Source organism: Marinobacter salicampi (assembly GCF_011074795.1).
In the GTDB taxonomy this organism is placed as follows: Bacteria; Pseudomonadota; Gammaproteobacteria; order Pseudomonadales; family Oleiphilaceae; genus Marinobacter; species Marinobacter salicampi.
In genome coordinates this window covers 406,139-431,985 of the sequence record NZ_JAAMPF010000018.1, presented here as the reverse complement: position 1 = coordinate 431,985, position 25,847 = coordinate 406,139, and the positions used below count along the sequence as shown (strand labels likewise).

The 25,847-nt window shown below is 59.3% G+C and carries 22 protein-coding genes; 10 read left to right on the top strand and 12 right to left on the bottom strand.

The features are described 5' to 3' along the window. The first annotated feature begins 48 nt into the window (after window positions 1-48). The 5 genes from G7W63_RS11005 to purD all read left to right on the top strand — a co-directional run bounded on the left by G7W63_RS11005 (window position 49) and on the right by purD (window position 5,732). Window positions 49-1,266 carry a DUF3426 domain-containing protein gene (locus G7W63_RS11005; protein ID WP_166257440.1) on the top strand — a complete coding sequence of 406 codons (1,218 nt, stop codon included), beginning with the start codon at window positions 49-51 and terminating at the stop codon, window positions 1,264-1,266. A gap of 171 nt (window positions 1,267-1,437) precedes the next feature. Then, window positions 1,438-2,436: a tRNA dihydrouridine synthase DusB gene (dusB, locus tag G7W63_RS11000; RefSeq protein WP_166257437.1), complete on the top strand. Its 999-nt coding sequence runs from the start codon at window positions 1,438-1,440 to the stop codon at window positions 2,434-2,436. Between the two features lie 26 nt (window positions 2,437-2,462). Then, window positions 2,463-2,750 carry a DNA-binding transcriptional regulator Fis gene (fis, locus tag G7W63_RS10995; RefSeq protein WP_423202289.1) on the top strand — a complete coding sequence of 96 codons (288 nt, stop codon included), beginning with the start codon at window positions 2,463-2,465 and terminating at the stop codon, window positions 2,748-2,750. An 85-nt stretch (window positions 2,751-2,835) separates the two neighbouring features. Beyond that, window positions 2,836-4,416 carry a bifunctional phosphoribosylaminoimidazolecarboxamide formyltransferase/IMP cyclohydrolase gene (purH, locus tag G7W63_RS10990; RefSeq protein WP_166257431.1) on the top strand — a complete coding sequence of 527 codons (1,581 nt, stop codon included), beginning with the start codon at window positions 2,836-2,838 and terminating at the stop codon, window positions 4,414-4,416. 20 nt (window positions 4,417-4,436) lie between these two features. Then, on the top strand, window positions 4,437-5,732 hold the full coding sequence (gene purD, locus G7W63_RS10985) for a phosphoribosylamine--glycine ligase (RefSeq protein WP_166257429.1): 1,296 nt from the start codon (window positions 4,437-4,439) through the stop codon (window positions 5,730-5,732). Window positions 5,733-5,813: 81 nt separating this feature from the next. Here the strand turns inward: purD and G7W63_RS10980 are convergent, their stop codons facing one another. From G7W63_RS10980 to G7W63_RS10930, 11 genes are all read right to left on the bottom strand, one after another. Next, window positions 5,814-6,233, bottom strand: coding sequence for an acyl-CoA thioesterase (locus G7W63_RS10980; protein WP_341273681.1), 420 nt, complete (start codon window positions 6,231-6,233; stop codon window positions 5,814-5,816). Between the two features lie 59 nt (window positions 6,234-6,292). Then, window positions 6,293-7,756 carry an NAD-dependent succinate-semialdehyde dehydrogenase gene (locus G7W63_RS10975; RefSeq protein ID WP_278185422.1) on the bottom strand — a complete coding sequence of 488 codons (1,464 nt, stop codon included), beginning with the start codon at window positions 7,754-7,756 and terminating at the stop codon, window positions 6,293-6,295. 53 nt (window positions 7,757-7,809) lie between these two features. Then, entirely contained in the window at window positions 7,810-8,940 is a 1,131-nt protein-coding gene (locus G7W63_RS10970) for a zinc-dependent alcohol dehydrogenase family protein (RefSeq protein WP_166257423.1), read from the bottom strand. 59 nt (window positions 8,941-8,999) lie between these two features. Then, window positions 9,000-9,674 carry an ABC transporter ATP-binding protein gene (locus G7W63_RS10965; RefSeq protein WP_166257420.1) on the bottom strand — a complete coding sequence of 225 codons (675 nt, stop codon included), beginning with the start codon at window positions 9,672-9,674 and terminating at the stop codon, window positions 9,000-9,002. Continuing rightward, on the bottom strand, window positions 9,664-10,449 hold the full coding sequence (locus G7W63_RS10960; protein WP_166257417.1) for an ABC transporter ATP-binding protein: 786 nt from the start codon (window positions 10,447-10,449) through the stop codon (window positions 9,664-9,666). The genes G7W63_RS10965 and G7W63_RS10960 overlap by 11 nt, the downstream gene beginning before the upstream one ends. Continuing rightward, window positions 10,446-11,390 (bottom strand): branched-chain amino acid ABC transporter permease, encoded by a 945-nt coding sequence (locus G7W63_RS10955; protein ID WP_166257414.1) that lies wholly within the window; start codon window positions 11,388-11,390, stop codon window positions 10,446-10,448. Before G7W63_RS10955 ends, G7W63_RS10960 begins: the two co-directional genes overlap by 4 nt. Next, window positions 11,390-12,289, bottom strand: a complete 900-nt coding sequence (locus G7W63_RS10950) for a branched-chain amino acid ABC transporter permease (protein ID WP_166257411.1) — start codon at window positions 12,287-12,289, stop codon at window positions 11,390-11,392. Before G7W63_RS10950 ends, G7W63_RS10955 begins: the two co-directional genes overlap by 1 nt. 63 nt (window positions 12,290-12,352) lie before the next feature. Beyond that, window positions 12,353-13,672 carry an ABC transporter substrate-binding protein gene (locus G7W63_RS10945; RefSeq protein ID WP_166257408.1) on the bottom strand — a complete coding sequence of 440 codons (1,320 nt, stop codon included), beginning with the start codon at window positions 13,670-13,672 and terminating at the stop codon, window positions 12,353-12,355. Window positions 13,673-13,760: 88 nt separating this feature from the next. After that, window positions 13,761-15,026, bottom strand: a complete 1,266-nt coding sequence (locus tag G7W63_RS10940) for an ABC transporter substrate-binding protein (protein WP_207308934.1) — start codon at window positions 15,024-15,026, stop codon at window positions 13,761-13,763. Between the two features lie 342 nt (window positions 15,027-15,368). Continuing rightward, entirely contained in the window at window positions 15,369-16,724 is a 1,356-nt protein-coding gene (locus G7W63_RS10935; RefSeq protein WP_166257405.1) for a sigma-54-dependent transcriptional regulator, read from the bottom strand. Window positions 16,725-16,747: 23 nt separating this feature from the next. After that, the gene (locus G7W63_RS10930; RefSeq protein ID WP_166257402.1) at window positions 16,748-18,451 is read right to left on the bottom strand and encodes a sensor histidine kinase; all 1,704 of its coding nucleotides are present in this window, start codon (window positions 18,449-18,451) and stop codon (window positions 16,748-16,750) included. A gap of 248 nt (window positions 18,452-18,699) precedes the next feature. Between G7W63_RS10930 and G7W63_RS10925 the strand changes: the two genes are divergently transcribed. The 5 genes from G7W63_RS10925 to G7W63_RS10905 all read left to right on the top strand — a co-directional run bounded on the left by G7W63_RS10925 (window position 18,700) and on the right by G7W63_RS10905 (window position 25,101). After that, window positions 18,700-20,889 carry a TonB-dependent receptor family protein gene (locus G7W63_RS10925; RefSeq protein WP_166257399.1) on the top strand — a complete coding sequence of 730 codons (2,190 nt, stop codon included), beginning with the start codon at window positions 18,700-18,702 and terminating at the stop codon, window positions 20,887-20,889. 142 nt (window positions 20,890-21,031) lie between these two features. After that, window positions 21,032-21,988, top strand: a complete 957-nt coding sequence (locus G7W63_RS10920) for an alpha/beta fold hydrolase (protein WP_166257396.1) — start codon at window positions 21,032-21,034, stop codon at window positions 21,986-21,988. A 16-nt stretch (window positions 21,989-22,004) separates the two neighbouring features. Further along, window positions 22,005-22,796, top strand: coding sequence for a crotonase/enoyl-CoA hydratase family protein (locus G7W63_RS10915; protein WP_166257393.1), 792 nt, complete (start codon window positions 22,005-22,007; stop codon window positions 22,794-22,796). A gap of 35 nt (window positions 22,797-22,831) precedes the next feature. Then, window positions 22,832-23,518, top strand: a complete 687-nt coding sequence (locus G7W63_RS10910) for a methyltransferase domain-containing protein (RefSeq protein WP_242634389.1) — start codon at window positions 22,832-22,834, stop codon at window positions 23,516-23,518. 32 nt (window positions 23,519-23,550) lie between these two features. Continuing rightward, window positions 23,551-25,101, top strand: coding sequence for a cation:proton antiporter family protein (locus tag G7W63_RS10905; RefSeq protein ID WP_166257390.1), 1,551 nt, complete (start codon window positions 23,551-23,553; stop codon window positions 25,099-25,101). Here G7W63_RS10905 and G7W63_RS10900 read toward each other — a convergent pair. Next, the gene (locus tag G7W63_RS10900) at window positions 25,098-25,841 is read right to left on the bottom strand and encodes a putative 4-mercaptohistidine N1-methyltransferase (RefSeq protein ID WP_166257387.1); all 744 of its coding nucleotides are present in this window, start codon (window positions 25,839-25,841) and stop codon (window positions 25,098-25,100) included. The two genes, G7W63_RS10905 and G7W63_RS10900, sit on opposite strands and share 4 nt — an antisense overlap. Between the last annotated feature and the right edge of the window lie 6 nt (window positions 25,842-25,847).

Sequence of the window (25,847 nt, the reverse complement as noted above, 5' to 3'; positions counted from 1 at the left end):
CGACTAAACTCCCTGACTCATGGCATTGCCCTTCCACAGGATTTACGGATGACCGAAAGCACCCTGTTAACCCGCTGCCCTCATTGCGCCACCCGTTTCCGGGTAACCAATGAGCAGCTAGGCATTGCCAAAGGCAAGGTGCGATGCGGCAATTGCATGGAAGTGTTCAATGCCATCGAGCACCAGGAAAAGGATGGCGGCAAGCCGGCAGCGGCTCCGGCATCTCCTATTGGAACCGATTCAGCGGACGCAACGGAGGAGGACTTTGTCTTCCAGGACAACCCTGACGAGGATGCCACCGAGGGCAGTTATGCAGGTAATCAGTCCACCTTTTCCGACGACGAGCTGAGCGACAGTTTTCGCTCTTTCGAAGAGAAAACGACCAGTGGCTTCGACGCGCCCGACGACGATGATCACAGCGAAAATATAGACGAGAGCTGGGCGGAAGCCATTCTCTCCGAAGAGTCACCACCGAGCAGATCGTTTCCGCCACATAAACCGCAAGAGCCTGAATCACCAGCTGACGAGCCTGACCTGGAGCCGCAGGCCGACAAGCCTGGGCAAATTGGTTACCAGGCTGAGGAGTTCCCGGGTTCAGGCACCCAGGAGCCCCAAAAGCCCGCATTTGAACTGGCACCTGATCCGGACCAGCCCGTGCCAGAGGAACCTGGATCCGATCTGGATGCGGCCAGCGAACCCAGCCTGGCAGCAGAGCCCCGTGCGACGGCAGAGACCTACCGGAACCTGAGCTACGAGCCCATTGCCGTCGGCAAGTCACCGTCGAGGGGATGGCTCCGCAAAACAGTCTGGAGTCTGGTGATTCTTGCGTTGCTGGCGACCCTGATCGCACAGGTGAGCTATTTCCAGTTCGATCGCCTGTCAGCACAGCCCGAGCTCCGGCCCATCTACGAAAAAGCCTGTGACCTGGTGGGATGCGAGCTGGAACCCCTGTCAGCGATTGACCAGATCCAGAGCCGTAAGCTGGTGGTCAGGACCGACCCGGAAGACCGCAACGCACTGATTGTCGACGCCGTGATAGTCAACGAAGCGGCCTTTGAACAGCCTTTCCCTGCGATTGGCCTGACCTTTTCCAATCTTAACGGGGATGTGGTTGCGCAAAGCGTCTTTTCGCCCGAGGACTATCTGGCCGGTGATGCCCAGGATATGGAGGCCATGCCTCCGGATACGCCGGTACGCATTGCCATCAACATCCGAGACCCCGGCCGCGACGCGGTCAACTACAATATCAGCTTCCGGCCCAGGTAAGAGAGGTTGCCGCGCGGCCTCCGTTCGCGCAAAAGTCAACCAACAAGCACGAAAAATAATCAATTTTTTCATCCTCTTTGCTCTTCATTACCGGGGTCCCCGGCGGTATCATTATCGCCCCTTGTCATCTGGTGATCATTTATCGACCAGCTGTAACACGGAACGGAATCAATGGTACCTACGGCACACATCGGGCCTTACACGCTCCCCAATCCGTTAATCGTCGCGCCCATGGCCGGGGTTACGGACCGCCCTTTTCGCTTGCTGTGTCGGCGCCTGGGGGCAGGCCTTGCGGTGTCGGAAATGGTGACCGCGGACAGCAGCCTCTGGCATACCCGCAAATCAAAGCTCAGGCTGGACCATACAGGCGAGCCGGAACCCCGCTCAGTGCAGATTGCCGGCGGTGATGCAGACATGCTGGCCCATGCGGCCCGTGCCAACGCCCGGCATGGGGCCCAGATCATTGACATCAACATGGGCTGCCCTGCCAAAAAAGTCTGCAACAAGGCCGCCGGCTCGGCCCTGATGAAGGATGAGCCCCTGGTCAAAAGCATACTCGAGGCCGTGGTGCGTGCAGTGGATGTGCCGGTGACCCTGAAAATGCGCACCGGCTGGGATCACGATAATCGTAATGCCGTTACCATTGCACGGATGGCTGAAGACGCTGGCATCCAGGCCCTGGCCATTCATGGCCGCACCCGGGCCGATGCCTATCAAGGCAAGGCAGAGTACGACACCATTGCCGAGGTGAAATCGCGGGTGAGTATTCCTGTTTTCGCCAACGGCGATATTGACTCGCCCCAAATGGCCCGCCATGTGCTGGACCATACCGGGGCTGACGGTCTGCTCATTGGTCGTGCCGCCCAGGGCAGTCCCTGGATCTTCCGGGAGATCCTGCACTTTCTGGAAACCGGCAGAACGCTTGAGCCACCGTCGCTGGACGAAGTGGAAAAGATTCTTGACGAGCACCTGGAGGCTCTCCACGGCTTCTATGGAGAGCACATGGGTGCCCGTATCGCGAGAAAACACGTGGGCTGGTATCTCCAGTGCCACGATCAGGACAGAGAGTTCAGAAAACGCTTCAACGCCATCGAACACGCGCTGGAGCAAAAGAAGAGCATTCAACAGTACTTTGCAGGCTTACGAAATGGAGAGGTATTCGCAGCATGACGGCTGAGACACTGGCAAACGAAAACATGGCCCAACCGGCAAACGATGACGTTCACCAACTGCAGACGGTGAACAGCAGCGGCAGCACTGTCACTTTGCGGGACAGCGTCGAAGTTGCCCTGAAGAACTACCTGACCCAGCTTGATGGCGCCCCGGTAACGGAAGTCTATCAACTGGTGCTCTCAGAGGTGGAAGCCCCCCTGCTTGAGCAGGTGATGAAATACACCCGCAACAACCAGACCAAGGCATCCACCATGCTGGGCCTTAACCGGGGCACTTTGCGCAAGAAACTCAAACAGTACGGTTTGCTATAATCTGGTAACCCGAAGCTTCAGGAGGGCCTCCCGGACATTATCTGGCGAGGCCTTCATTCGTTTCCTATGCAGCGAAAAGTGACTCATGGCAAATCAGGCAAACACTCCCGTTCGTCGGGCTCTTATCAGTGTTTCGGACAAGACCGGCATCGTCGACTTCGCCCGTGCGCTCAGTCAGCTTGGCATTGAACTTCTTTCCACCGGGGGCACCTTCCGCCTGCTGAAGGAAAGCGACATAGCCGTGACCGAGGTCAGCGACCACACCGGGTTTCCCGAGATGATGGATGGCCGGGTCAAAACCCTGCATCCCAAGATCCACGGGGGCATTCTGGGGCGCCGGGGCAAGGACGATGCGATCATGGCCGAACACCAGATTGCGCCCATCGACATGGTCGTGGTGAACCTCTACCCGTTCGAAGCCGCTGTCGCCGACCCGGCCTGTGACCTGGCGACCGCCATTGAAAACATCGACATTGGTGGTCCCACCATGGTCCGGGCTGCGGCCAAGAACCACAACGACGTCGCTATCGTGGTCAATGCTTCGGACTATGGCGGGGTCCTGATAGAACTCGCCGCCAATAAAACCGGAATCAGCTACCAGACCCGCTTCGATCTGGCTGTCAAAGCCTTTGAACACACCGCCGGCTATGACGGTGCCATCGCCAATTACCTTGGCGGACGTACGCAGGACAATGCCAATCCTGATTTCCCGCGCACCTTCAACAGCCAGTTCGTGAAAGTGCAGGACATGCGCTACGGCGAGAACCCCCACCAGCGGGCCGCCTTCTACGCCGAACGCTCTCCGCGTGAAGCCTGCGTGGCCACCGCCCGGCAACTGCAGGGCAAAGCCCTGTCCTACAATAACGTGGCGGATACCGACGCGGCCCTGGAATGCGTAAAGCCGTTTGCCGACCCCGCCTGTGTGATCGTCAAACACGCCAACCCCTGCGGTGTTGCCATCGGTGCTGATATCCACCAGGCCTATGATCTGGCGTTTGCCACTGACCCTACCTCGGCTTTCGGAGGCATCATTGCCTTCAACCGGGAACTGGACGCAAGGACCGCCAAGGCCATTGTTGACCGCCAGTTTGTGGAAGTCATCATTGCGCCTTCTGTTGCTCCTGAAGCTGCAGAGCTGGTGGCGGCCAAGAAAAACGTACGCCTCCTGGCCTGTGGCCAATTCGATGGTGAGCGAGCCCCCACCATGGACTTCAAGCGGGTGACCGGAGGGCTCCTGGTCCAGGATCGGGACCTGGGCATGGTCGCCATGGCAGACGTCAAGGTCGTGACCGACCGCCACCCAACCGAAGCGGAACTCAATGACCTGCTGTTTGCCTGGGAAGTGGCCAAATACGTCAAGTCCAACGCCATCGTCTATGCCCGGGCCGGCCGCACCATCGGCATAGGTGCCGGCCAGATGAGCCGAGTCTACAGCGCGCGGATCGCCGGCATCAAGGCTGCTGACGAAGGCCTGGAGGTCAAAGGCTCGGTGATGTCGTCGGATGCCTTCTTCCCGTTCCGTGATGGTATTGACGCCGCGGCCGCCGCTGGTATCACGGCGGTTATCCAGCCCGGCGGTTCCATGCGTGACCAGGAAGTCATCGACGCTGCCAATGAACACGGCATAGCGATGGTCTTCACCGGCATGCGCCATTTCCGCCATTGAGCCTAACCAGGAAAGCCATCATGAACATTCTTGTAATTGGTAATGGCGGTCGCGAGCATGCACTGGCCTGGAAAGCGGCCCGGTCACCTCTTGCCGACCGGGTTTTCGTGGCGCCGGGTAATGCTGGCACAGCCCTGGAACCGGGGCTTGAGAACGTCGCCATTGATGTGATGAATCTGGAGGGCCTTGCTGACTTCGCCTCCTCCCACGATGTGGGGCTGACCATCGTTGGTCCCGAGGCTCCCCTGGTAGCAGGCATTGTTGACCTGTTCCGGGCGCGCGGACTGGCTGTGTTTGGCCCCTCGAAAGGTGCTGCTCAGCTGGAAGGCTCGAAAGCCTTCACCAAGGACTTCCTGGCCCGTCAGAATATTCCGACCGCCGGCTACGGCAACTTTACTGATGTGGATCAGGCCCTGACTTACGTGCGTCAGCAAGGGGCCCCGATTGTGGTCAAAGCCGACGGCCTGGCTGCGGGCAAGGGCGTGATTGTCGCCATGACTCTCGCGGAAGCAGAAGACGCCATCCGGGACATGCTGTCTGGAAACAGCTTTGGCGATGCCGGCAGCCGTGTTGTGATTGAGGAATTCCTGGAGGGCGAAGAGGCCAGCTTCATCGTCATGGTGGACGGCAAACACGTTTTGCCCATGGCCACATCCCAGGACCACAAGCGCGTCGGCGACGGTGACACGGGTCCGAACACGGGCGGCATGGGTGCCTACTCCCCCGCTCCGGTGGTGACCGATGCCGTTCATCGGCGCATCATGGATGAGGTGATCTACCCCACGGTCACAGGCATGGCGGAGGAAGGCCATGACTACACCGGTTTCCTGTACGCAGGGCTCATGATCGACCCGGACGGTGCGCCCAAGGTGATCGAGTTCAATTGTCGCTTTGGTGACCCGGAAACCCAGCCGATCATGCTACGGATGCAGTCGGACCTGGTGGAGCTCTGCCTGGCCGCCATTGACGGCAAGCTCGACCAGTGCGAATCCCGCTGGGACCCCCGCGCTGCCGTGGGGGTGGTGATTGCGGCTGGTGGCTACCCTGGCGACTACAGTAAAGGGGCGGTTATCTCAGGGCTACCGGAACAGGAAACCGAAGGTGAGAAAGTATTCCATGCCGGCACCCGGCTTCAGGGCGAGCAGGCACTCACTAACGGTGGTCGGGTACTCTGTGCCACCGCCCTCGGCCGGACCGTAACCGAAGCCCAGCAGCGTGCCTATGGCGTTGCCGGGGGTATCCATTGGGAAGGTTCTTTCTATCGAAAGGACATTGCCTACCGGGCAATTTCCAGGGAACAGGCAGGCGATCTCTGACGCTTGAGCCAGTTCTGCTGCAAACCAGCCCGGCTAAGCCGGGCTTTTTTCTGTCTGATGCTCAGGCGCGACTGAGGTGGTTTATGGAACCCGGATACGTTCCAGCGCCGCCCGGATGGTTTCCGGGATCGGAGCAGAACGATTCTGCTCACGCTCGACAAAGACATGGACAACCTGACCAATCGCCACCGGGTCCACGTTACCTTCGCTGAACAGGCCGAGCTCATAGGTCACGGAACTGTTGCCGATCTTGATGACTCTTAGCCCGGCTTCCAGTGCCTCCGGATAGGCCACAGGTTTGCGGAACTGGCAGTTGGAGCTGACCACGAATCCGACCACCGGGGCATTATTGATATCCAGGCCGCCAACCTCGATCAGGTAGCGGTTGATGGTCGTATCGAAGTAGGAATAGTAGGTCACGTTATTCACATGACCGTAGATATCATTATCCATCCACCGGGTGGTGATCGGGTAATGAATGGCAAAATCATCTCGCTGCACACTTCTCTCCGCTTGCTACGATTATCAAAATCGGGTGTTCCAGACAGTACCGCCTGTGGCTATTGCATGCCACCAAGGCAAAGGTATTTCAACTCCATGAACTCGTCCAGCCCGTAGCGAGAGCCTTCGCGACCCAGGCCGCTCTCCTTCACGCCGCCGAACGGTGCGGTTTCAGTGGAAATAATGCCCTCGTTAATGCCCACCATCCCGGACTCAAGGGCCTCCGCCACGTACCAGATACGCCTGATATCGTTGCTGTAGAAATAGGCCGCGAGCCCGAACTCGGAATCATTGGCCATTGCAATGACCTCGTCGTCGGTCTCAAATCGGAACAGCGGCGCCACGGGACCAAAGGTTTCTTCCCTGGCGACAAGCATGTCCTGGGTCGCATCGGTCAGGATGGTCGGCTCGAAGAAGGTTCCGCCCAGGGCATGGGGCTTGCCACCGAGGGCAAGGCGGGCACCCTTGGAGGTCGCGTCTTCAATGTGCCTCTGAACCTTCTCCAGCGCTGCTCCATTGATCAGCGGGCCTTGCTGGGCTTCGCCTTCCAGACCGGCGCCTACAACCAGCCTGCTGACCGCGGTTTTCAGTTTCCCGACAAAGGCGTCGTACACGCCGGACTGGACGTACACACGATTGGCACAGACGCAGGTCTGGCCGGTGTTGCGATACTTTGATGCCATCAGGCCGGTAACCGCAGCATCCAGGTCGGCATCATCAAAGACGATGAACGGGGCGTTGCCACCCAGCTCCAGACTGACCTTTTTTACGGTATCACTGGCCTGGCGCATCAGCAGTTTACCGACCGGGGTCGAGCCGGTGAAGGAAACCTTGCGCACCACCGGGTTAGCGGTAAGCTCACCGCCCACCGCTGCTGCCTGACGTTTGCTGGCTGTAATAATATTGATTAGGCCAGCGGGAACCCCTGCCTGCTCCGCCAGATAGGTGATCGCAAGCGCCGACAAGGGCGTGTCCTCAGCTGGTTTGACCACTACCGGGCAGCCTGCTGCGAGGGCCGGGGCCACTTTGCGGGTGATCATCGCGATCGGGAAATTCCACGGCGTAATGGCTGCCACCACACCGATGGGTTGCTTGATCACGATTATGCGCTTGTCCCTGCCATGGCCGGGAATGACATCACCGTAGGCCCGCTTGGCTTCTTCGGCGAACCATTCGATAAAACTGCCACCGTAGGCAACTTCGCCCCTGGATTCGGCCAGGGGTTTACCCTGCTCTGCGGTCATCAACCGGGCGAGATCCTCCTGGTGCGCCATTACCAGATCAAACCACCTGCGAAGAATATTGGCGCGCTCTTTCGCCACGGTTGAACGCCAGGCCGGCCAGGCGGCTGCCGCATCTGCGATCGCCTGCCGGGTTTCGTCCGCCCCCATGTCAGGAACATTGGCAAGGCGCTCGCCATTGGCCGGATTGACCACAGCAAAGGTCTCGCCGGAACGGGCCTGCACCCACTGGCCGTTGATGAAGGCGGATTCCCGAAGAAGCTCCGGTTCTGTCAGTTTCAGGGACATGCTATGCCTCGGCTTCAGGGGTAAGTTGTATTTGAGTCCGGCGTGACCTAGTCAAACAGCACCACCTGACGAACCGCCTTGCCGGAAGCCAGCTTCTCAAAACCCTCGTTGATTTCATCCAGGGTCAGGGTGTCGCTGAGCAGTTTGTCCACCGGCAGTTTGCCCTGGCGGAACAGGGTGACGTAACGGGCCAGGTCGCGAACCGGAACGCAGCTGCCCACATAACTGCCCTTGAGGGTGCGTTCCTCCGCCACCAGGCTCACCTGCTGTATCGATACCTTCTTTTCCGGATGGGCAAGGCCACCGGTGACCGTAGTCCCGCCACGGCGCGTGATCTGGTAGGCGAATTCCAGGGCTTTTTCAGAGCCGGCCATTTCGATGGCACAGTCGACGCCGCCATTGGTCAGGGCCTTGATCCTGTCCACACATCCCTCTTCGCCGGAATTGAAGGCGTGGGTTGCGCCGAGTTCCTTGGCCAGCGCCAGTTTGCTGTCATCCAGATCAATGGCAACGACCGCGCCTGCGCCTGCTACCAGGGCGCCCAGCACACTGTTCAGGCCCACGCCGCCAAGGCCAACCACAGCCACGGTCTGGCCCGCCTTGATGTCAGCCGAATTGATTGCAGCACCGACCCCCGTCAGCACGGCACAACCGAACAGGGCGGCATGGTGCAGGGGCAGGTCGGCGTCCACCTTGACCAGTGAGTCCCGTGAAACCACCGCATGATCCGCAAAGGCGGACACCCCCAGGTGATGGTTAACCGGCGTGCCATCGGCCCGGTGCAGCCGGTGTTCTCCGCTAACCAGGGTACCGGCATTGTTGGTTTTGGCCGCCGGCTCGCACAGGGCCGGACGGCCCTCCGCACAGGGGGCGCAGTGGCCACAGCTGGGCACGAATACAGCAACCACGTGATCCCCGACCTTGAGGTCGCGGACGCCATTGCCCACTTCCTTCACGACGCCCGCGGCTTCGTGTCCCAGCGCCATCGGTACCGGGCGGGGCCGGTTGCCATCGATAACAGACAGGTCGGAATGGCACAGGCCCGCGGCCTTGATCTGAACCAGCACTTCGTTGTCGCCCGGGGGAGAAAGCTCCAGTTCTTCGATAACCAGGGGTCTGGTGTCCTGGTACGGGCGTTGCGCCCCGATCGCTTGCAATACGGCTGCACGGATTTTCATGACTGTTCCCTCATTCAGTTGCTGTTCGCTGTTCGCTTTCGCTGCTCGCTGTTCTGAGGTCAGGCCGGGGATTCTGGCATCACCCGGCGGCCAGCAGTAACGGAACCCCGCTCGATGCGCCAGGTGGTATCCACCAGATCAGCCGAGTGACTATCGTCAGACTCAGCGATAAGCACCGTGAGGCCTTCGGCGCGCAGGTCCGCAATCACCTCGGACAGACGCCGGGCCAACACCGGTGCCACTCCCTCGAACGGCTCGTCCAGCAGAATCATTTCCCGCCCCGGGACCAGAGCCCGACCCAGGGCTACCAGTTTCTGCTGGCCGCCGGACAGCTGCAGGGCCTTGCGCTCGCCGAAGTCCGCTATTTCAGGCATCAGCGAATACACCCATTTCAGACGCTCCTCACCATCTTTAATGTTATTGGCCCAGGCCGGCATGAGCATGTTTTCCGACACGGTCAGGTCCGGTATCAGCCTGCGGTCTTCCGGCATATAACTGATGCGAAGATTGGCCCGCCGGTGGGACGGCAGTTTGCTGATGTCCTGACCCTTGAAGGTAATGGAGCCCCTGCTCGCAGGTAACAGGCCCATGATTGCCCGAATCAGCGTAGTCTTGCCGGCACCGTTGTGGCCAATCAGCCCTGCCATCTGGCCTTCGGGAATACTCAGATTAACGTCCCGGAGAATGTTGATGCCCTCAATGGAGACGTCGAGGTTGGTAATTTCAAGACTCATGGGGGGCGTCTCCTTCGATTTTTGGCGCCTGCGGTTTGCCGGTCACAAGTTCCTGAACCTTCTCGTCCGCCAGCACTTTCTCCACCGGGCCATCCTTGATCACAATACCGCTGGCAAAGGCCAGCACCCGGGTTACGTAACGCTGGACAATTTCCATATCGTGCTCGACAAACAGCACGGTCAGGCCCCTCTGGCGAACGGCTTCCATGACGGTGTCCATCAGGGCGTATTTCTCCTCCATACTGACGCCGCTGGTGGGTTCGTCCAGTAGCAGCATGCGCGGGCTGCCCAGCATGGCAATGGCAATATCGAGCAGTTTGCGTGCCCCCTGCGGCATGGCCGTGACCATCTCGTTACGGTACTGGGAAATGTTCATCTGAGCCAGAATCTCCTCTGCCGCCTCCAGACGCTTCGGTGTCCTCACCGGCCGGATCATCTGGAACTGCTTGTTTTCAGCGGCAGCCAGGGCGATGGCCAGGTTGTCGATCACCGGCATTTCCAGGAACAGCTGGGGAATCTGAAATGACCGGGTCAGCCCTTTTCTCATCAGCTTGCGGGGCCCCAGTCCCTTGATCGCGTTGCCGCCGAAATCTATGGTGCCGCTGGACGGCGGCAGGTAACCGGTCACCATGTTGATGAAGGTGGTCTTGCCGGCGCCGTTGGCCCCGATAACGCCGACAATCTCCCCTTCGGTGATGGTTACATTGATGTCTTCGGCAGCGGTCACTGCGCCGAAGTAGCGGGACAGCCCGGTGGTTTTCAGGATCACGGTCATGAGGCCACCCCTTTCTTGCGGGTAAACAGGCTCCAGATTCCCTTGGGCAGGAAGAGGATGATCAGCAGCAGTACGATGCCCAGGATCATCTGCCAGGCATTGGGGGCCAGCTCGACGGCATAGGTTCGTACCAGGGTGAAAATGATCGCGGCCAGAAAGGGTGCCGCTATGTGCCCGGTCCCGCCGAGGATGGCAATGAACACGAATTCACCTGATATGGTCCAGTAGGCCATGGTCGGGTCTACGTGGCCGGCCGCCAGCGCAGTCATTGAGCCACCCACGGAACCGACGGCCGCTGCAATCACATAGTTGATATAGAGCACCTGCTTGCGGGATACGCCCATGTACTCCACCCGTACTTCATTTTCCCGGATCGCTTCACAGGCCAGGCCAAGGCTGGACTTGAAATAACGGTTCAGAAACAGCGCGAACCCCAGTGCCAGAACAAGTGCCAGCAGTAGCGCAATACGGGTACTGCTTTCACCCGAACCCGGGGTGAAACCGAGAATGGTCCAGTCCACCACACCAAAGCCATCGGTACTGCCCAGGTTGTGACTTTTCACCAGGACGCCATAAAGGATCATGGAAAACGCCAGTGACAGCATGGCAAAGAATATTTCACGATAGCGCGTGACGAGAAGACCCAGGACCATCGCCAGGCCAACGGTCACGACGACCCCAAGACCAACCAGAAGCAGTGCATCGGTTATGCCCAGGTACCGTCCACCCAGGCCCACCGCGTATCCGCCGAGGCAATAGAAGAGTCCCTGCCCGAATGACACCAGACCCGCACGCATCAGCATGACCACGCCCATCACCACAAGGGCGGTGGAAATGGCCAGGGTTGTGGTGAATACAAGCCAGCTCGGAACCACCAGCGACGCAAGGGCAATGGCCACTGCGGCACCGATCAGGGGGATTTCGCTTTTTTCCAGGATCATCAGATTTTCCTCGCAATCACCTGGCCAAAGAGGCCATGGGGTCGGAAGATCAACACTCCAGCCATGACGGCATAGATGATGAAGAGCTCCAGCTCGGGCATGGTGTGGATGGATGCCGCCCGAGCCAGGCCGACGATAATCGCACCCACAGCGGCACCGGTAATACTGCCAAGGCCACCGGTCACCACCACTGCAAAGGCCATGACGATGACCTCGATGCCGAGCCCCGGTACTACGGAAATGATGGGGGCCGTAATACCACCGGCGATGGCGCCCAGTGTTGCCCCGATCATGAAGGTAATGGTGAACATCCGGCGCACGTTGACACCCATGGCTTCGGATACTTCACGGTCATGGATGATGGAGCGCAGGATCTTGCCCACCTTCGTGCGCTCAAGCCAGAACCACAGCCCAAAGCCAATCACTATCGATACCCCGAGCACCATCAGGTCATAGCCCGATACCGTCAGTACATCGATGTTGATGCGGCCCATGGCCACATAAGGCTGATAGGCAGAGTAAGGGGTGGTGCCCCAGATCAGTTTTACAGCGTCCTGCAGAATCAACAGAACGGCAAACGTGACGATCAGCATCAGGACTTCATCGCGACCGTACATGAGCCTCAGCAGGCCACGTTCTATGATCAGCCCGGTCAGCGCGCCAATCAGCACTGCTGAGGCCGCGATGATGGCAAAGGCGACGAGCAGCTGGTCGCCGCCCCCGGCGTAGTACCAGCCCAAGGCCGACGCCGAGGCATAGGCGCCGAGCGCATAGAGGCTGCCGTGGGCCATGTTCAGAATTCTCATAACGCCGTAGATGACGGTCAAACCGGCCGCCACCAGAAACAACCATGAGGCGTAGATGAAACCGTCGATCAGAATTGCCCAGACCGTTAGCATCAGTGTGTACTCCTGTTATCGAACCACTGGCAGCACGTGGTCTGCCAGTGGTTGATCAATGGATCAGTTGCAGTCGACTCCAGGGAAGCCTTCCTTGATCCATTGCTGGGCGTCATAGCCATCCGGCGCTGACACACACTCGCCCGGGTAGGATTTCACGTTGCGCAGTTCCGCTTCGCCATCCTCGAAATGGTATTCGCCGTACAGCATGGGCTGCATGGCCTGATGGCCATCGGCCAGAGCCATTTTCACGGTGCCACTGACAGACTCGAATTCGGCGCCTTTCAGTGCTTTGGCCAGTTGCTCTGAGCTGGGGATGCCCTCGGCGTCTGAGTTGTCGGCAGCGTACTTGAGAGCCAGAATAGCCTGGGCCGCCTTGGATGCCGGGTAGCTTGGGGGTGTGCCGTGCTCCTCTTCATAGGCTTTGGTAAACCACTCGCTCAGATCGTTCTCCGGCATGAAACCACCGAAGGGACCGCGACCACCCAGAATGGTGCCGTTGGGCGCCTGACCATCGAAGCGGTGCAGACCGGACTCGCCGGTGGTCAGCAGCGCTGTCGCCTGTTCCAGCAGACCACGGGCATTCGCCTGTGAAGTGAAGGATTCCATGTCCCCGCCCCACATCGAGGAGTGAACAATGTCCGGACGCTGGGTCTGGAGTGCGGAAATCTCTGTGCTGTAGCTGCCCTGGAACAGCTGCGGCATCTGGTTGTTGACGATCTCTGCCTCAGGCATCAGCTGCTCCAGGGCAAGGGTAAAGTCCTGCCAGGAATCCTGACCCCAGGCGTAGTTCTGCTGGATACCGGCGATCCGTTCAGCGTCCGGATGGGTCTCGGCGAGATACCTTGCGGCGCCGACGTTATCCGCCACCGCATCAAGACCGGTGCGGAACATGTACTGGGGATTGTCTATCTCCTGGAACAGCCGGGATGTGCCGCAGTCGAAGGCGATGGTGAACATCTTCATCTCTTCCGCCACCGGCCCAATCGCCAAGCAGTCGCCGGACGAGATATAGCCAATCACGGCATTGACGTCCTGACGCTGGACCAGATTCCGGTACTCTTCAACCTGCTTGGTGGGGCCACCCGCTTCGTCGACAACCACGGATTCCAGCGTGAGACCATTAACACCCTTGGTGTCGTATGGGGCCGGCAGACTGCCTTCGTTGATGGCCTTGATGACAATATCCGCGCCCTGGGCCGCCGGTACGCCGAACGGGCCCGAGGCACCACCGGACAGGAAGGTCACAAACCCCACCTTGAAGGATTCCTCTGCATGGGCGCTGGCCGCCATCCCCATGACGCCGACCGATGCAACGGCCACGGAGGTTGCGGTGTTCAGAAGCGTCTTCTGCCAGAGGGAACGTTGGTTGGAATTTTTCATTTTGGCACTCCTTGATTGTTGTTTTGTGTCGTACTTCAGGTTGCGCTCTTGTCTTGCCTTCTTGGGTTTGGGCGACTGCCTGTCAGGGTCAGCCACCGGATTCACCGCGTCGCTTGTTCACCAAAGCGGGGGACGGTTTCAGGGATTCAGCGTCGTAGACGACCCAGTTGCCCAACAGGACACGGGCGGGTGGGTAGTGATCGTTGGCCACCGGCGTCCCTATCGCCTGGGCCTGCACGATCTGGTGGGTCTCCGGATCGATATAGGAAACATAGCCTTCAGGGTCCTTGGGCAATGGAATCTTGAGCCCTTTGAGGGCCGCGATCATGGCATCGGTATCGGTCACATCACCGGCCATGCGGATTGCACGGGCGATTGTCATCATGCCTGCGTAGGCGCCCTGGGCGGAGTAACTCGGATAACGGCCGGAGAGCTCGTGAAAGCGGGTGACAAACTGCCGGTTCCGCTCGGTGTCGGGCCAGTTGACGTGATGACGGGCAGAGAGAATAAGCCCTTGCGGCGGGTCGTCCTTCAGGCTCACCAGGGTTTCGTAGTCCCCACCCGCATCAAAGTTGGCCACTCGCATGCGACTGAACAGTTGCGTGGTGCGGGCCTGTTCCATAAAGGCAATGAAATCGCCGCCCCAGAGCGATACCACCAGCACATCGGGCGGCGACTCCAGCAGCGACTGGATATAAAGCGAGTAGTCCGGCTCATACAGTTTGGGCCAGTAGGTGCCGGTCACCTGGTAACGGGTATCGCTCTGATTCAGTGCCTGCCTGAGATCACGCCAGGCGACCCGGCCGTATTCATAATCAGGCCCGAGGAAGGCCAGCTTCCGCCAGCCGTTTTTGTCCTGCAGCTCCTTCAGGTAGCGGGCGCCGGCGGCGTGGGAATACCAGGTATCACTGGAGACACGGAAATAGTAGCGGTGGCCTTCCTCAAGTGAGGCCCGTGACGAGGCGTGATCGGTTCCGACCATGATGATTCGACGCTGCTTAGCCAGGCGGCTGACCGCCATGCCGACGCCAGAGCTGACCATGCCACAGAGAACGTTGGCGTTGTCCAGCCGAATAAAATCTTCCGCCATTCGCACAGCGAAGGAAGCTTTGGAGCGGGAATCGTCCACGATCACCCGCAGGCGAGGAGCGTCAGGGTCCGAGGCCAGTTCCTCAAGTGCAAGCCTGATGGCGACGATGCTGTCCCGACCATAGCTGGCCGAGCGGCCGGTCATCGGGTACATGCAGGCGATGGTGGCGTCGGCAAGGGTGGCCTCGGTGCCCAGTTCAACCCTGCCCACCGGCGGGGACACTTGCCGGTTTGAGACGTCGGCAAAGATAGGGCAGCTCATCATTAAAGCCATCGCAGCAACGGCGATGCGCCATAACCGCTGGCCTGGCCACACCCTGGACCTAGTGAGCGGTACTGTCTGATACAGGCGGGTGTTGGCTCCCGGCAAATCAGTCTCCCGAGCCGGTTAACGTCCGGCGAATGGTTCTAGATTATTGTTGTAAACCCATTGACCGGATACTGAGCAAAACTGGGGCCAATGCAGCGACATTGGTCTGCTGTGCGGTCTGGGGAGCTATTGATGAGGACGAGATGGGAGATAAGAGCGAGGATTGAGCGCAAAGCGCTCATAAGCACACACCAGAATGAGCGCTTTGCGCTCAACAATTCAACCAATGGTCCTGTCCTATCGCATCCCCAATCGCTGCAAACGGCGTTTGAAGGCGTGCCGTGACAGACCCAACTGCTCGGCAGCCTTGCCCTTGTGACCACCGGTTTTCTCGAGGGCGTTCAGTAAAAGCTGGCGCTCGGTCTGCTGCATGTGATGATCAAGGGACTCATCAACGCAGGCCTGGTCGGGTGAGGTTACCGGGCGGGAAACAAGAAACTCGCCGGGCAACTGCTGGGGACGAATCAGTTGACCCGGGTAAAGAATAGTAAGGCGTTCTACCAGGTTACGAAGTTCCCGTACATTACCGGGCCAGGTATAGGCACTCAGGCAGGCCAGCGTTTCCGGCAGCATGGTGATCGGCCGGCAGCCCTCTTCCCTGGCCTGGGATTCAATGAACATATCCAGCAGTTTGTGCACATCGTTGTCCCGCTCCCGCAGGGGTGGCAGGGTCAGTTCGATGACGTTCAGGCGGAAGTAAAGGTCCTCCCGAAAGTGACCGTTGCGAACCTCGGCCTCCAGCGATCGGTTGGTCGCCGCAATCACCCGCACATCCGCGGTGGCACTGGCGCCTCCCCCAACAGGACGGTAATCACCGTTCTCAAGAAAGTGCAGGAACTTGGCCTGCAACGCCAAAGGCAGCTCCCCAATTTCATCCAGAAACAGGGTGCCATTGTGCGCCAGAGCAACAAGACCAAGGCGTTTATGGTCGGCTCCGGTGTAGGCGCCTTTCTCCGCGCCGAACAGTTCAGCCTCTATCAGCTGCTCCGGCAGGGCCGCGCAATTGATTTCCACAAAGGCGCCGGCAGACCGGTTACTCTGCTGGTGAATGGCCCGGGCGACCAGGGCCTTGCCGGTTCCGGACTCACCCAGCAAGAGAATCCTGCCCGCGCTGCTCACGGAAATTCGCTGCACTTTCTGCCAGAGCTGCTGCATGGCCTCACTGTCGCCCATCAATCCGGATGACGAAGCCGCCCGGCTGCGATGGTAAGTCAGCTCGTCGCGCATCCGGGTCCGCTCAGTCACCGAATCGATAAGGTGGAGTAGCTCATCCAGGGCAAAGGGTTTGGTCAGGTAATCCGTGGCACCGGCCTTTACAGCCTGCACAGCCGCACGGGTATCACCATGGGCCGAGATCATCACCACCGGTAAATCCGGATAAAGGCGGGCGACCTCGTGCAGGGTATCCATGCCACTCATGCCCGGCAGCCGCAGGTCCAGTAACATCAGGTCAGGCAGATTCTGTTCAACCACAGCCAGGGCATCTTCGCCCGTGTGAGCTGAGTCGGCGCTGTAACCAGCTTCCTGCAGCGCAAAGGTCAACGACCGCACAAAACTCTTTTCATCATCAACGATCAGAATATTCAGGCGCATAGGGCTTTGTAGGAGCTCTCTTTTTATTGGTCTGTATTCAGACTACCACTCTTGCCGGCGGGCAAGGTGACAAATACGGTGGTTCCCTTGCCTGGCAGGCTGCGGATGTCCAGCTTTCCGCCATTAAGTTCCACCAGCTGGCGGGTAATACTCAAGCCAAGCCCGGTGCCATCAGACCGGGTTGTAAAGAAGGGTTCTGTCACCCGACTGAGTGTCTGCTCTGACATACCGCAGCCGTTATCGGTAATCTCAACCGTCAGGAAGTCACCGTTGCGGTAGGCTCTCAGGTGCACCATGCCACCCGGCTGACAGGCGTGGACCGCATTGGCGACGAGATTGACAAGACACTGGATGACCTGGTCGGGATTGGCGTGCACCGTCAGACTGGATTCCCCTGTGGCGCTGACGGTTACCTGGTGGCTATCGGCGAGCCCGGAGGTCAGCACAGACGCGTGACGGAGTATCCTGCGGATATCGACCTGCTGGGGCTCGCCCGGAACCGGACGGCCATAGTCAAGAAGATCCCCGACCACACGGTTGAGACGGTCGATTTCGTCGCCCACTGACACCAGCAGCTCTCTGCGCTCAGTGTCCGGCTCCCGTTTTTCCAATGCCTGAACCGTCAGTTTTATGGTCGCCAGCGGGTTACGTACCTCGTGGGCCACACCCGTCGCAAATTCCCCCAGCACGGCCATTTTCTCTGCCTGGACAGTACGTTCGATCATTTCCTGGAGACGGTCTGCCATGGCGTTGAAGGCATGGGCCAGAACGTCAATTTCATCCTTGTCGTTTCTGGGTGTCTGCAGGCGAACATGCAGATCCCCGGAAGCAAAGGCCTCCGCTCCCCGGGTCAACCGGGCCACCCGCCGGCGCAGGCTTCGGGCGAGCGCCCAGAACAGGGTAACCGTGCCGAGAGTCAGAACGCCGGCCAGGGCGTAGAGCCCCAGCTGGGCATTGCGCAACGGGCTAAGGATCTCACCGGTAGAAACCACATAGTCGATACGCCACCCGGGCAATACCTCGGGGCCGGCGCGCAGCCCCTCCGGCTCTCGCGCCTGGAGATTACCCGTTGCATCCAGAAGCTCGCCGGCGGGGGTCCGCAAGAACGAACGTAGCACTCCGGCCAGGTTCTCTGTCCGCATCAGCTCAGTCACCGACGCCAGCCTTACATGCAAAGCTATGCCACCCTGCACTGCCCGGTCTGTCCCGGCCTGCAACGGTTGGCGTATCAGCAGCCACGCAGGCCCGCCAGTTTCAGGTAGGCGCGGTCCGATGATCTCGCTGCCGCCAAAGTGAGCGACCGGCAACCCCTCCAGAGACCAATCGTTGCGATCCCAGTACGGGCTTCCGGAGGCTGCCTGCCCCGGGATCACCTCGGTCAGTTCATTCGCGCCGTTGAAAAACAGGATGCCGTAGAGATCCGGAGAGTCCGCCTCAACCCGCACCAGCTCCTTTACGCCCTCGGGAACCGCCTCCGGATACTGGAGATACAGAGGCATCGAGGGATGGGTGGACAGGGTTTCCAGCTGGTAGATGCGGTTTTCGATGAAATTGGTCAGCCGGTTGGCATTACCGGCAACCTGCGCCTCAAGACGCTCCCCTGCAAGACGCTCGTTGACCGAATCCGACACTGCAGTATAGAGCGCGCTGAGCACCGCAATGGAGCCAATCATCAGGGTCAGGGAGATGAATGAATACCGACCGACCAGACTTAATCTGGGCTTCATGACGACCTCATGATTGTTTTTATTGTTGCACCATCAACAGAGTAAGCGTTTTAAGCGTTTTCACAAACAACGGCCTATCCGTGGTCCCCATCCATGCCCTCCCGAATCCAACCCATCGCGCCCTGTGGCTGCCCAGGAATCAGTTACGATCAAAAACTTAATCTATACGATAATCTTTACTTGTTAGTAATGATTATCATTTGTATAGTTGCCAGCCTCATTCAAACCCGCTTTAACAGGAGAGCATTATGCCCAGGCGATTTTCCAGAAACCTGCTGACCCTTGCGATTATGGCCGCCCCGGCTGCAGTCGCCGCTCAGGCCCAAAACCTGAACGAACTGGTCATCATAGGTGATGACGCATCCGCTTCCGCCCTGCCCGGTTCCGCCCATGTGGTTACCAGTGAAGACCTGGAAACCATGAAGTATACCGACATCCACAAGGCCGTCCGGGAGGTTCCTGGCGTCTACCTGAAGGAAGAGGATGGCTATGGTCTGCGGCCGAACATTGGCATTCGCGGTTCCGGTTCCGGCCGCTCGTCCAAAATCACCCTGATGGAGGATAGTGTTCTGGTCGCGCCTGCGCCCTATTCTGCGCCTGCAGCCTACTACTCGCCCACCTTCGGTCGAATGAGCGGCATTGAAGTGCTGAAAGGACCGGATCTGCTGCGCTATGGCCCGTTTACGGTGGGCGGAGCAATCAACTTGCGGTCGACCCCGATCCCCAGCTCTGAAGCCGGTCATGTCAACGCCGAGATTTCCGAAAACGCCGGCAAACGTATTCACAGCTGGTATGGCAACAGCACCGATACCGCCGCGTTCGTGATCGAAACCTTCCAGGAGGAGACCAACGGCTTCAAGGATCTGCAGCACTCCAATCGTGAAACCGGGTTTGAGAAAGAGGACTACGTCGCCAAGGCCCGCTTTAACACTGCTGCCTCGGCAGACATCTACCACCAGCTTGACCTGAAGCTGCAGTACAGCGAAGAGTTGAGCAATGAAACCTACCTTGGCCTTACCGACCGTGACTTCCGGCGCGACCCGAACCAGCGTTATTTCCTATCCCAGCTCGACAACATGGACAACCGCCACAAGGGCTACTCAGCCCGGCATCTTGTGGACCTGACCGACGATCTGACACTGACCACCACGCTCTATCGCAATGAATTCAAGCGCAACTGGTTCAAGGGCAACTTCAACAGCCTGATCAACGCGGCCAACAATGGCGACCAGACGGCCTACGACCAGCTGCAGGGAACTGAGCCGGTAGGTCCGTTTACACTGACCAACGGGGCCCGGGAATATCTCTCACAGGGCATTGAAGTCAAGGCCGACTACAGCCTCACCCTGGCTGGCATGCGTCACGACCTCACCCTGGGCGCCCGACTGCATGAAGATGAAGCGGACCGTTTCCAGCCCAAGGACCGCTACCAGCAGGTGGTCAACAATGGCCGGCCGTCCTTCACCTTTGTTGAGCAGATCGCACCTACCGGCGGTGACAACCGCATTGACGAGGCCGAGGCTCTTAACCTCTTTATTGCAGACCGGATTGCTATTAACCAGAACCTGACCGTCACAGCCCTGCTGCGTTACGAGGACATTGAAACCAGCCAGACCCGCTGGAGCACGACAGAACGCACCTCCGCCAGTGAAACCGAGACCGCCAGCAACGACACCAGCGAACTGCTACCGGGTCTTGGCGCCACCTACCGCCTGAGCCCAACCCTTACCCTGATTGGTGGCGTACACAGGGGCATGGCGCCGGCCGGTAGCGGCGGCACGAACGTCGAGCCGGAACTGAGCACCAACTTCGAGGCTGGCGCCCGTTACCAGAGTGGTGACCTGCGTGCCGAAGCCATCGCGTTCTACAGCGACTACGAAAACACCGTGCGCAACTGCTCCATCGCCAATCCCTGCAGCGTCGGCGACCAGACCTTTGACTCCGGCACGGTCAGTGAAGGTGAGTCGGAGATCCAGGGCCTTGAGCTACTGGCTTCCTACGAATTCACGCTTGCCAATGGCCTGACCGCGCCAGTGCAGGCCACCTGGACCTACACTGACGCCGAGGTCACCGAAGACAGCGACGATGGAAGCGCACTAAAGGGCGACAATCTGTCGGACCTGCCGGAAAATGTCGCGTCTGTGCGAGCCGGCTTGCGTGACGGCGACCTCTGGGATGCCTACGTGAATGTTTCCTACGTTGACGAAACCTGCATCGACACCACCTGTGATCGCGAAGGCACTGACAACACGTTCCGCAAAACCGACGACTACACGGTGGTTGATCTGTCCGGCAGCTACGCCCTCAACACATCCACCCGGGTTTATGCCAAGGTGGACAATGTTCTCGATGACCAGGAAATTGTTTCCCGAAGCCCCCATGGCGCCCGCCCGAACCTCCCACGGACGGCCTACCTGGGCATCAGCGTCGACTTCTGAAGCCCGCAGTTGACACCGGTCACCATCCGGTGAGTTAACTCAGGAAACCCTCGACCCGGTCCTTGACCGGGTCTTTTTTTGGGGTAGGGTAACGGCTTCCCAAAAAGGACCTTTGATTCCCTTTCGCAAAGAGTGGCTCAAAATGATATCGAAACCCGTCCTGCCAGTGATCGTGCTGCTGGTCGTCACGACACTGCTTGGTGCCTGCTCCCGCCAGACTCTCTATGACAAGGCCATCAGTTGGGAACGCTCGGGTGCGGGGCTTGAAGAGTCCAGGCTTGAACTGGACGGTATAACGATTGCCTACCTGAAGAATGTGGAGCCGGTGGACGGTGAGACCATCGTGCTTATCCACGGCTTCGGAGCCAACAAGGACAACTGGCTGCGCATGGCCGGGCATCTTTCCGATGAATTCAATATTTACGCCCTTGATCTGCCGGGCCACGGTGACAGCACCAAGGACCTGGATCTCGGCTATTCCATCAGCGACCAGGTCACTTACGCAAAAACCATCATGACCGAACTGGAGCTTGGTCCGGTCCACATGATGGGTAACTCCATGGGCGGCGCAATAACCGCTCAGTACGCCTACACCTACCCTGAGGACATCCTCACTGCAGTGCTGTTTGATCCGGCCGGCGTGTTCGAGTTTGACAGTGAACTGGTGGCGCTCGTCAAGCAGGGCGAAAACCCGCTGATCGTCGAGAAGCCGGGGGACTTTGAGCGTCTGGTGGACTTCGCCCTTGAGAAGAAGCCGTTTGTGCCCTGGCCCATCTACAGCGTCATGGAGGAACGGGCCATCGCCAATCGTCAGGTCAACGAACGGATTTTTGCCGCTATCCGTGATTCCGGCTACCAGCCGGGTTTCCGCGATGCCCTGGAGCGTATCGAAGCGCCGGTGCTGGTGGTATGGGGTGAAAAGGACCGGATCACCGATGCCCGCAACGGGGCGATATTTGTTGAACGCATCCCCGACGCCAGGCTGGAACTGCTGGAAGATGTTGGCCATGCTCCGATGATCGAGGTGCCTGAGCGCTCTGCCAACCTGGTCCGTGAATTTATTGCCGAACAACGAAATCAGACCCAGGCTGCGCACTGACCAGGCCAGGCTGTACATGACCGAGGAAGATCCTGTGACAGACGCCGTGCTTACCGAGATCAACGGGGCCGTATGTACCATCATCCTGAACCGGCCCGAAAAGCGCAATGCGGTGGACCGGCCCACCGCCATAGCCCTGCGCCAGGCATTTGAGGCTTTTGAAGCCGACACCAGCCTCCTGGTTGCCGTTCTGTATGGTGCCGGCGGCAACTTCTGTGGCGGTGCCGATCTGTCAGCACTCGGGGACCCGGACCGGCGCAATGAGCTGGACCCCGAAGGCACCGGGGCCGGCCCCATGGGACCCTCCCGTATGAGCTTCAGCAAGCCGGTGATTGCCGCAGTGTCCGGCTACGCCGTTGCCGGCGGGCTAGAATTGGCGATCATGTGCGACCTGCGGGTCGTTGAATCATCTGCTGTGTTCGGGATTTTCTGTCGCCGCTGGGGCGTGCCCCTCATTGATGGCGGCACCATCCGTCTGCCCCGACTTATTGGTCACAGCCACGCCATGGACATGATCCTGACGGGCCGGCCGGTAGCTGCCGAGGAGGCCAGGCAGATGGGTCTGGCCAATCGTGTGGTGGCCGATGGCGAGGCCCGTGGCGCAGCCGAGCAGCTGGCGGCCGAAATTGCCGAGTTTCCCCAACGTTGCCTCAGGGCGGACCGGGCCTCAGCCATAAGCCAGTGGTCGCTCGACCTGAATGAGGCCTTGAAAGCGGAGGGTAAAGGCGGCTATCCCGTTGTGTTTGAGGACGCCATCGAAGGCGCCAGCCGGTTTGTTTCCGGTGCCGGTCGACATGGTAAATTCTGACGGGGCCGGCCCGTCACTGCTATGCTGCAGCCTATATGTCTCTATTAACCAGTGAGCGCACCATGCCTTCCCTGATGACGCAAATGACCTCGCTGCACGAAGAACGCCTGGACCGGGTCTGCGCCCTGCTCAAGGCCACCGGTGCCCACCGGGTCCTCGATCTTGGCTGCGGCTCAGGTTCCCTGCTCTACCGCCTGCTCAGGGAACCCCAGTTTGCTTCGGTGGTGGGCGTTGAAACCTCGGGAGAATCCCTTGCCCAGGCCAGAAATATGCTGGCCGAATACCTCAGTGGGGATAGCCCAAGACTTAAACTGATGCGGGGCTCCTATGCCGACAGGCACAGTCATCTCACCGGGTTTGATGCCGCTGCGATGGTCGAAACCATAGAACATGTCTACCCGAACCAGCTTTCCAGTGTAGAGCTTGCCGTATTCGGTGAACTCAGGCCTGCCGTCCTGCTGATGACCACGCCCAATCAGGAATATAACCCCCTGTTTGATCTTGAGCCCGGTGAGTTCCGGGAAGAGGACCACAAGTTTGAGTGGACCCGGGAGAAATTCCAGCGCTGGGCGCGGGGGGTAGCCCAGCGCAATGGTTACAGCGTCATGTTCGGCGGCATCGGACCGCTCCATCCGGATGTGGGCCAGCCTACCCAGACCGCCACCTTTACCCGAACCGGCCAGGAGCCCCCAGAGCCCATGGGCCGGAACCGGGGGTTTTGACCATGGCCTGTCGAACCGGAGCCGACCTCTAGATGTATGAAGCTATCTGGATCATTTTCGCTTTCTCCCTCGGACTTGGGGTCAAGCTGGTCGGATTGCCGCCCCTTGTTGGCTATCTGGCCGCCGGTTTCATTCTGAGTGGCCTGGGAGCCTATACCGCGCTACCGGTAGAGAACGGCGAAGCGCTCAACCATCTCGCCCACGTCGGTGTCCTGTTACTGCTTTTTACCGTAGGGCTCAAGCTCAAGCTGAAGTCAATCCTGCGACCCGAAGTCATCGGTGGAAGCCTTCTGCACTTCGGCATTACCTGCCTGGTTTTCACACCCGGCATCTACCTGCTTGCCGACGTGGGCTGGTCGACGGCGCTGATGCTGGCCATTGCCCTGTCGTTTTCCAGCACGGTGCTGGCTGCGAAGGTGCTGGAGAGCAAGCGCGAACTAAGAGCCTTTCACGGTCGGGTTGCCATCGGCATCCTGGTTATGCAGGATCTGATTGCACTGCTGGTCATGAGCATAGCCTCAGGCAAGAACCCGTCCGCCTACGCCCTGATTATCTTCGGACTGCCCCTGCTCAGGCCCATGCTGTATCGTCTGCTGGACGCCACCGGCCACGACGAATTGCTGGTACTGCTTGGCCTTCTGCTGGCTCTCGTGCTTGGTGGCTTCGGTTTTGAGTCGGTAGGGCTGAGTTCCGAACTCGGTGCGCTGGTGTTTGGTGCCATGCTGGCCAATCATCCCCGGGCGGAGGAACTGTCAAAATCCCTCTGGGCCATCAAGGAAGTCTTCCTGGTGGGTTTTTTCCTGCAGATTGGCATGGGTGGGCTACCGGATGGCAATGCATTGTTGTTCGCGCTGGTCGCCTCGGTGGCGTTGCCTCTCAAAGGCGTGCTGTTTTTCTTCCTGCTGTTGCTGTTCAGACTAAGGGCACGGAGCAGCTTCCTGAGCAGCCTGTCTCTGACCAACTACAGCGAATTTGGCCTGATCGTAGCCAGCGTAGCCCTGCCTGAATGGCTCATTCCCCTGGCGATCACTGTCGCCCTGTCTTTCGTGTTTTCCGCCCCTATCAATCGCATCGCTCATCCTCTGTATGAAAGTTTGTCCAGGGCTCTGGTTCCCTTTGAAAGCCAGCGACGACACCCGGATGAACAACCTGTCTCCCTGGGGCAGACCCGGGTTCTGGTGATGGGCATGGGCCGCACAGGCACTGCCGCCTATGATCAGCTCAACAAGACCGAGTCCGAGCTGATCGGCCTGGACTCGGACCCGGCGAAAATAGACAAGCACCGGCAAGCAGGCCGCAACGTTCTGTTTGCGGATGCTGAGGACACCACCTTCTGGCAGGGCTTGTACATGCCGGAACTGAAGGCGGTGATCCTTGCCATGAACGACATCGAAGGCAAACTTATCGCCGCCCGGAAGCTCAGGGACAAAGGGTTCACCGGCTACGTCGTGGCACACACCATGTACGCTGACGAAGCGGCCAGGATCAAGGCGGCAGGGGCCGACGAGGCTTACCTGACGATGAACGAGACAGGGGTCGCCCTGGCCAGTCACACCTCCGAATTCGGGGATGGAGTCCGCTAGCGTATCCGGCGCCAGGCGCTGGCTTCCGCCAGGGTATGCTGATATTTGCGACGGGTTTCCCGGATCACGAAGGGAAGCTCAACCGGGTCCTGCATCATTTCAAAATGCTGGCCGAGTATGTCCCGCATGCCGTCGAGTACCGTTATCGGCACTCCGTTTTGCTCGAAACCACCGATCCAGTTGGGCCTGGGGGTATACTCTTCCATAAGGGTGTAGGGAGAACTGATCACTACCACTCCGCCTGGTACCAGGCGCTTGTGGAGCGATGCGAGAAAAGCCCGCGGATCCTCCAGCCGGTCAATAAGATTGCCGGCAAAAATCAGATCATAGTCACAGTAGTCTGTGGGCAGATTGCAGGCATCGGCCACGGCGAACTCCACCTTTCCTGCGACGCTCTGCAGGTCGACCTCCACCAATGTCGCAGTAACATGACGCCCCAGATCCCCCTGCTCCCGCAGGAAGTAGCGCTTCTGGCCATCGCGCTTCATCTCGTTCGCGCTGTCGATAAACCGGTTGGAGAGATCAAGCCCGGTCACATGATCGAATACCCGTGCCAGCTCAAACGTACTGCGACCCACGGCGCAACCAAGATCCAGTGCCCGGCCCTTGCTGATTCCGGCCATCAGGTCCTGGCACAGGCGGGCACAGCGGGCGGGGTAATTACCCACCCCGAAATGGCTCTCGCCAAAATGGAAGTCCATGTACTGGCCCAGCAATTCATCAGTTTCATAAAGATTCATAACAGC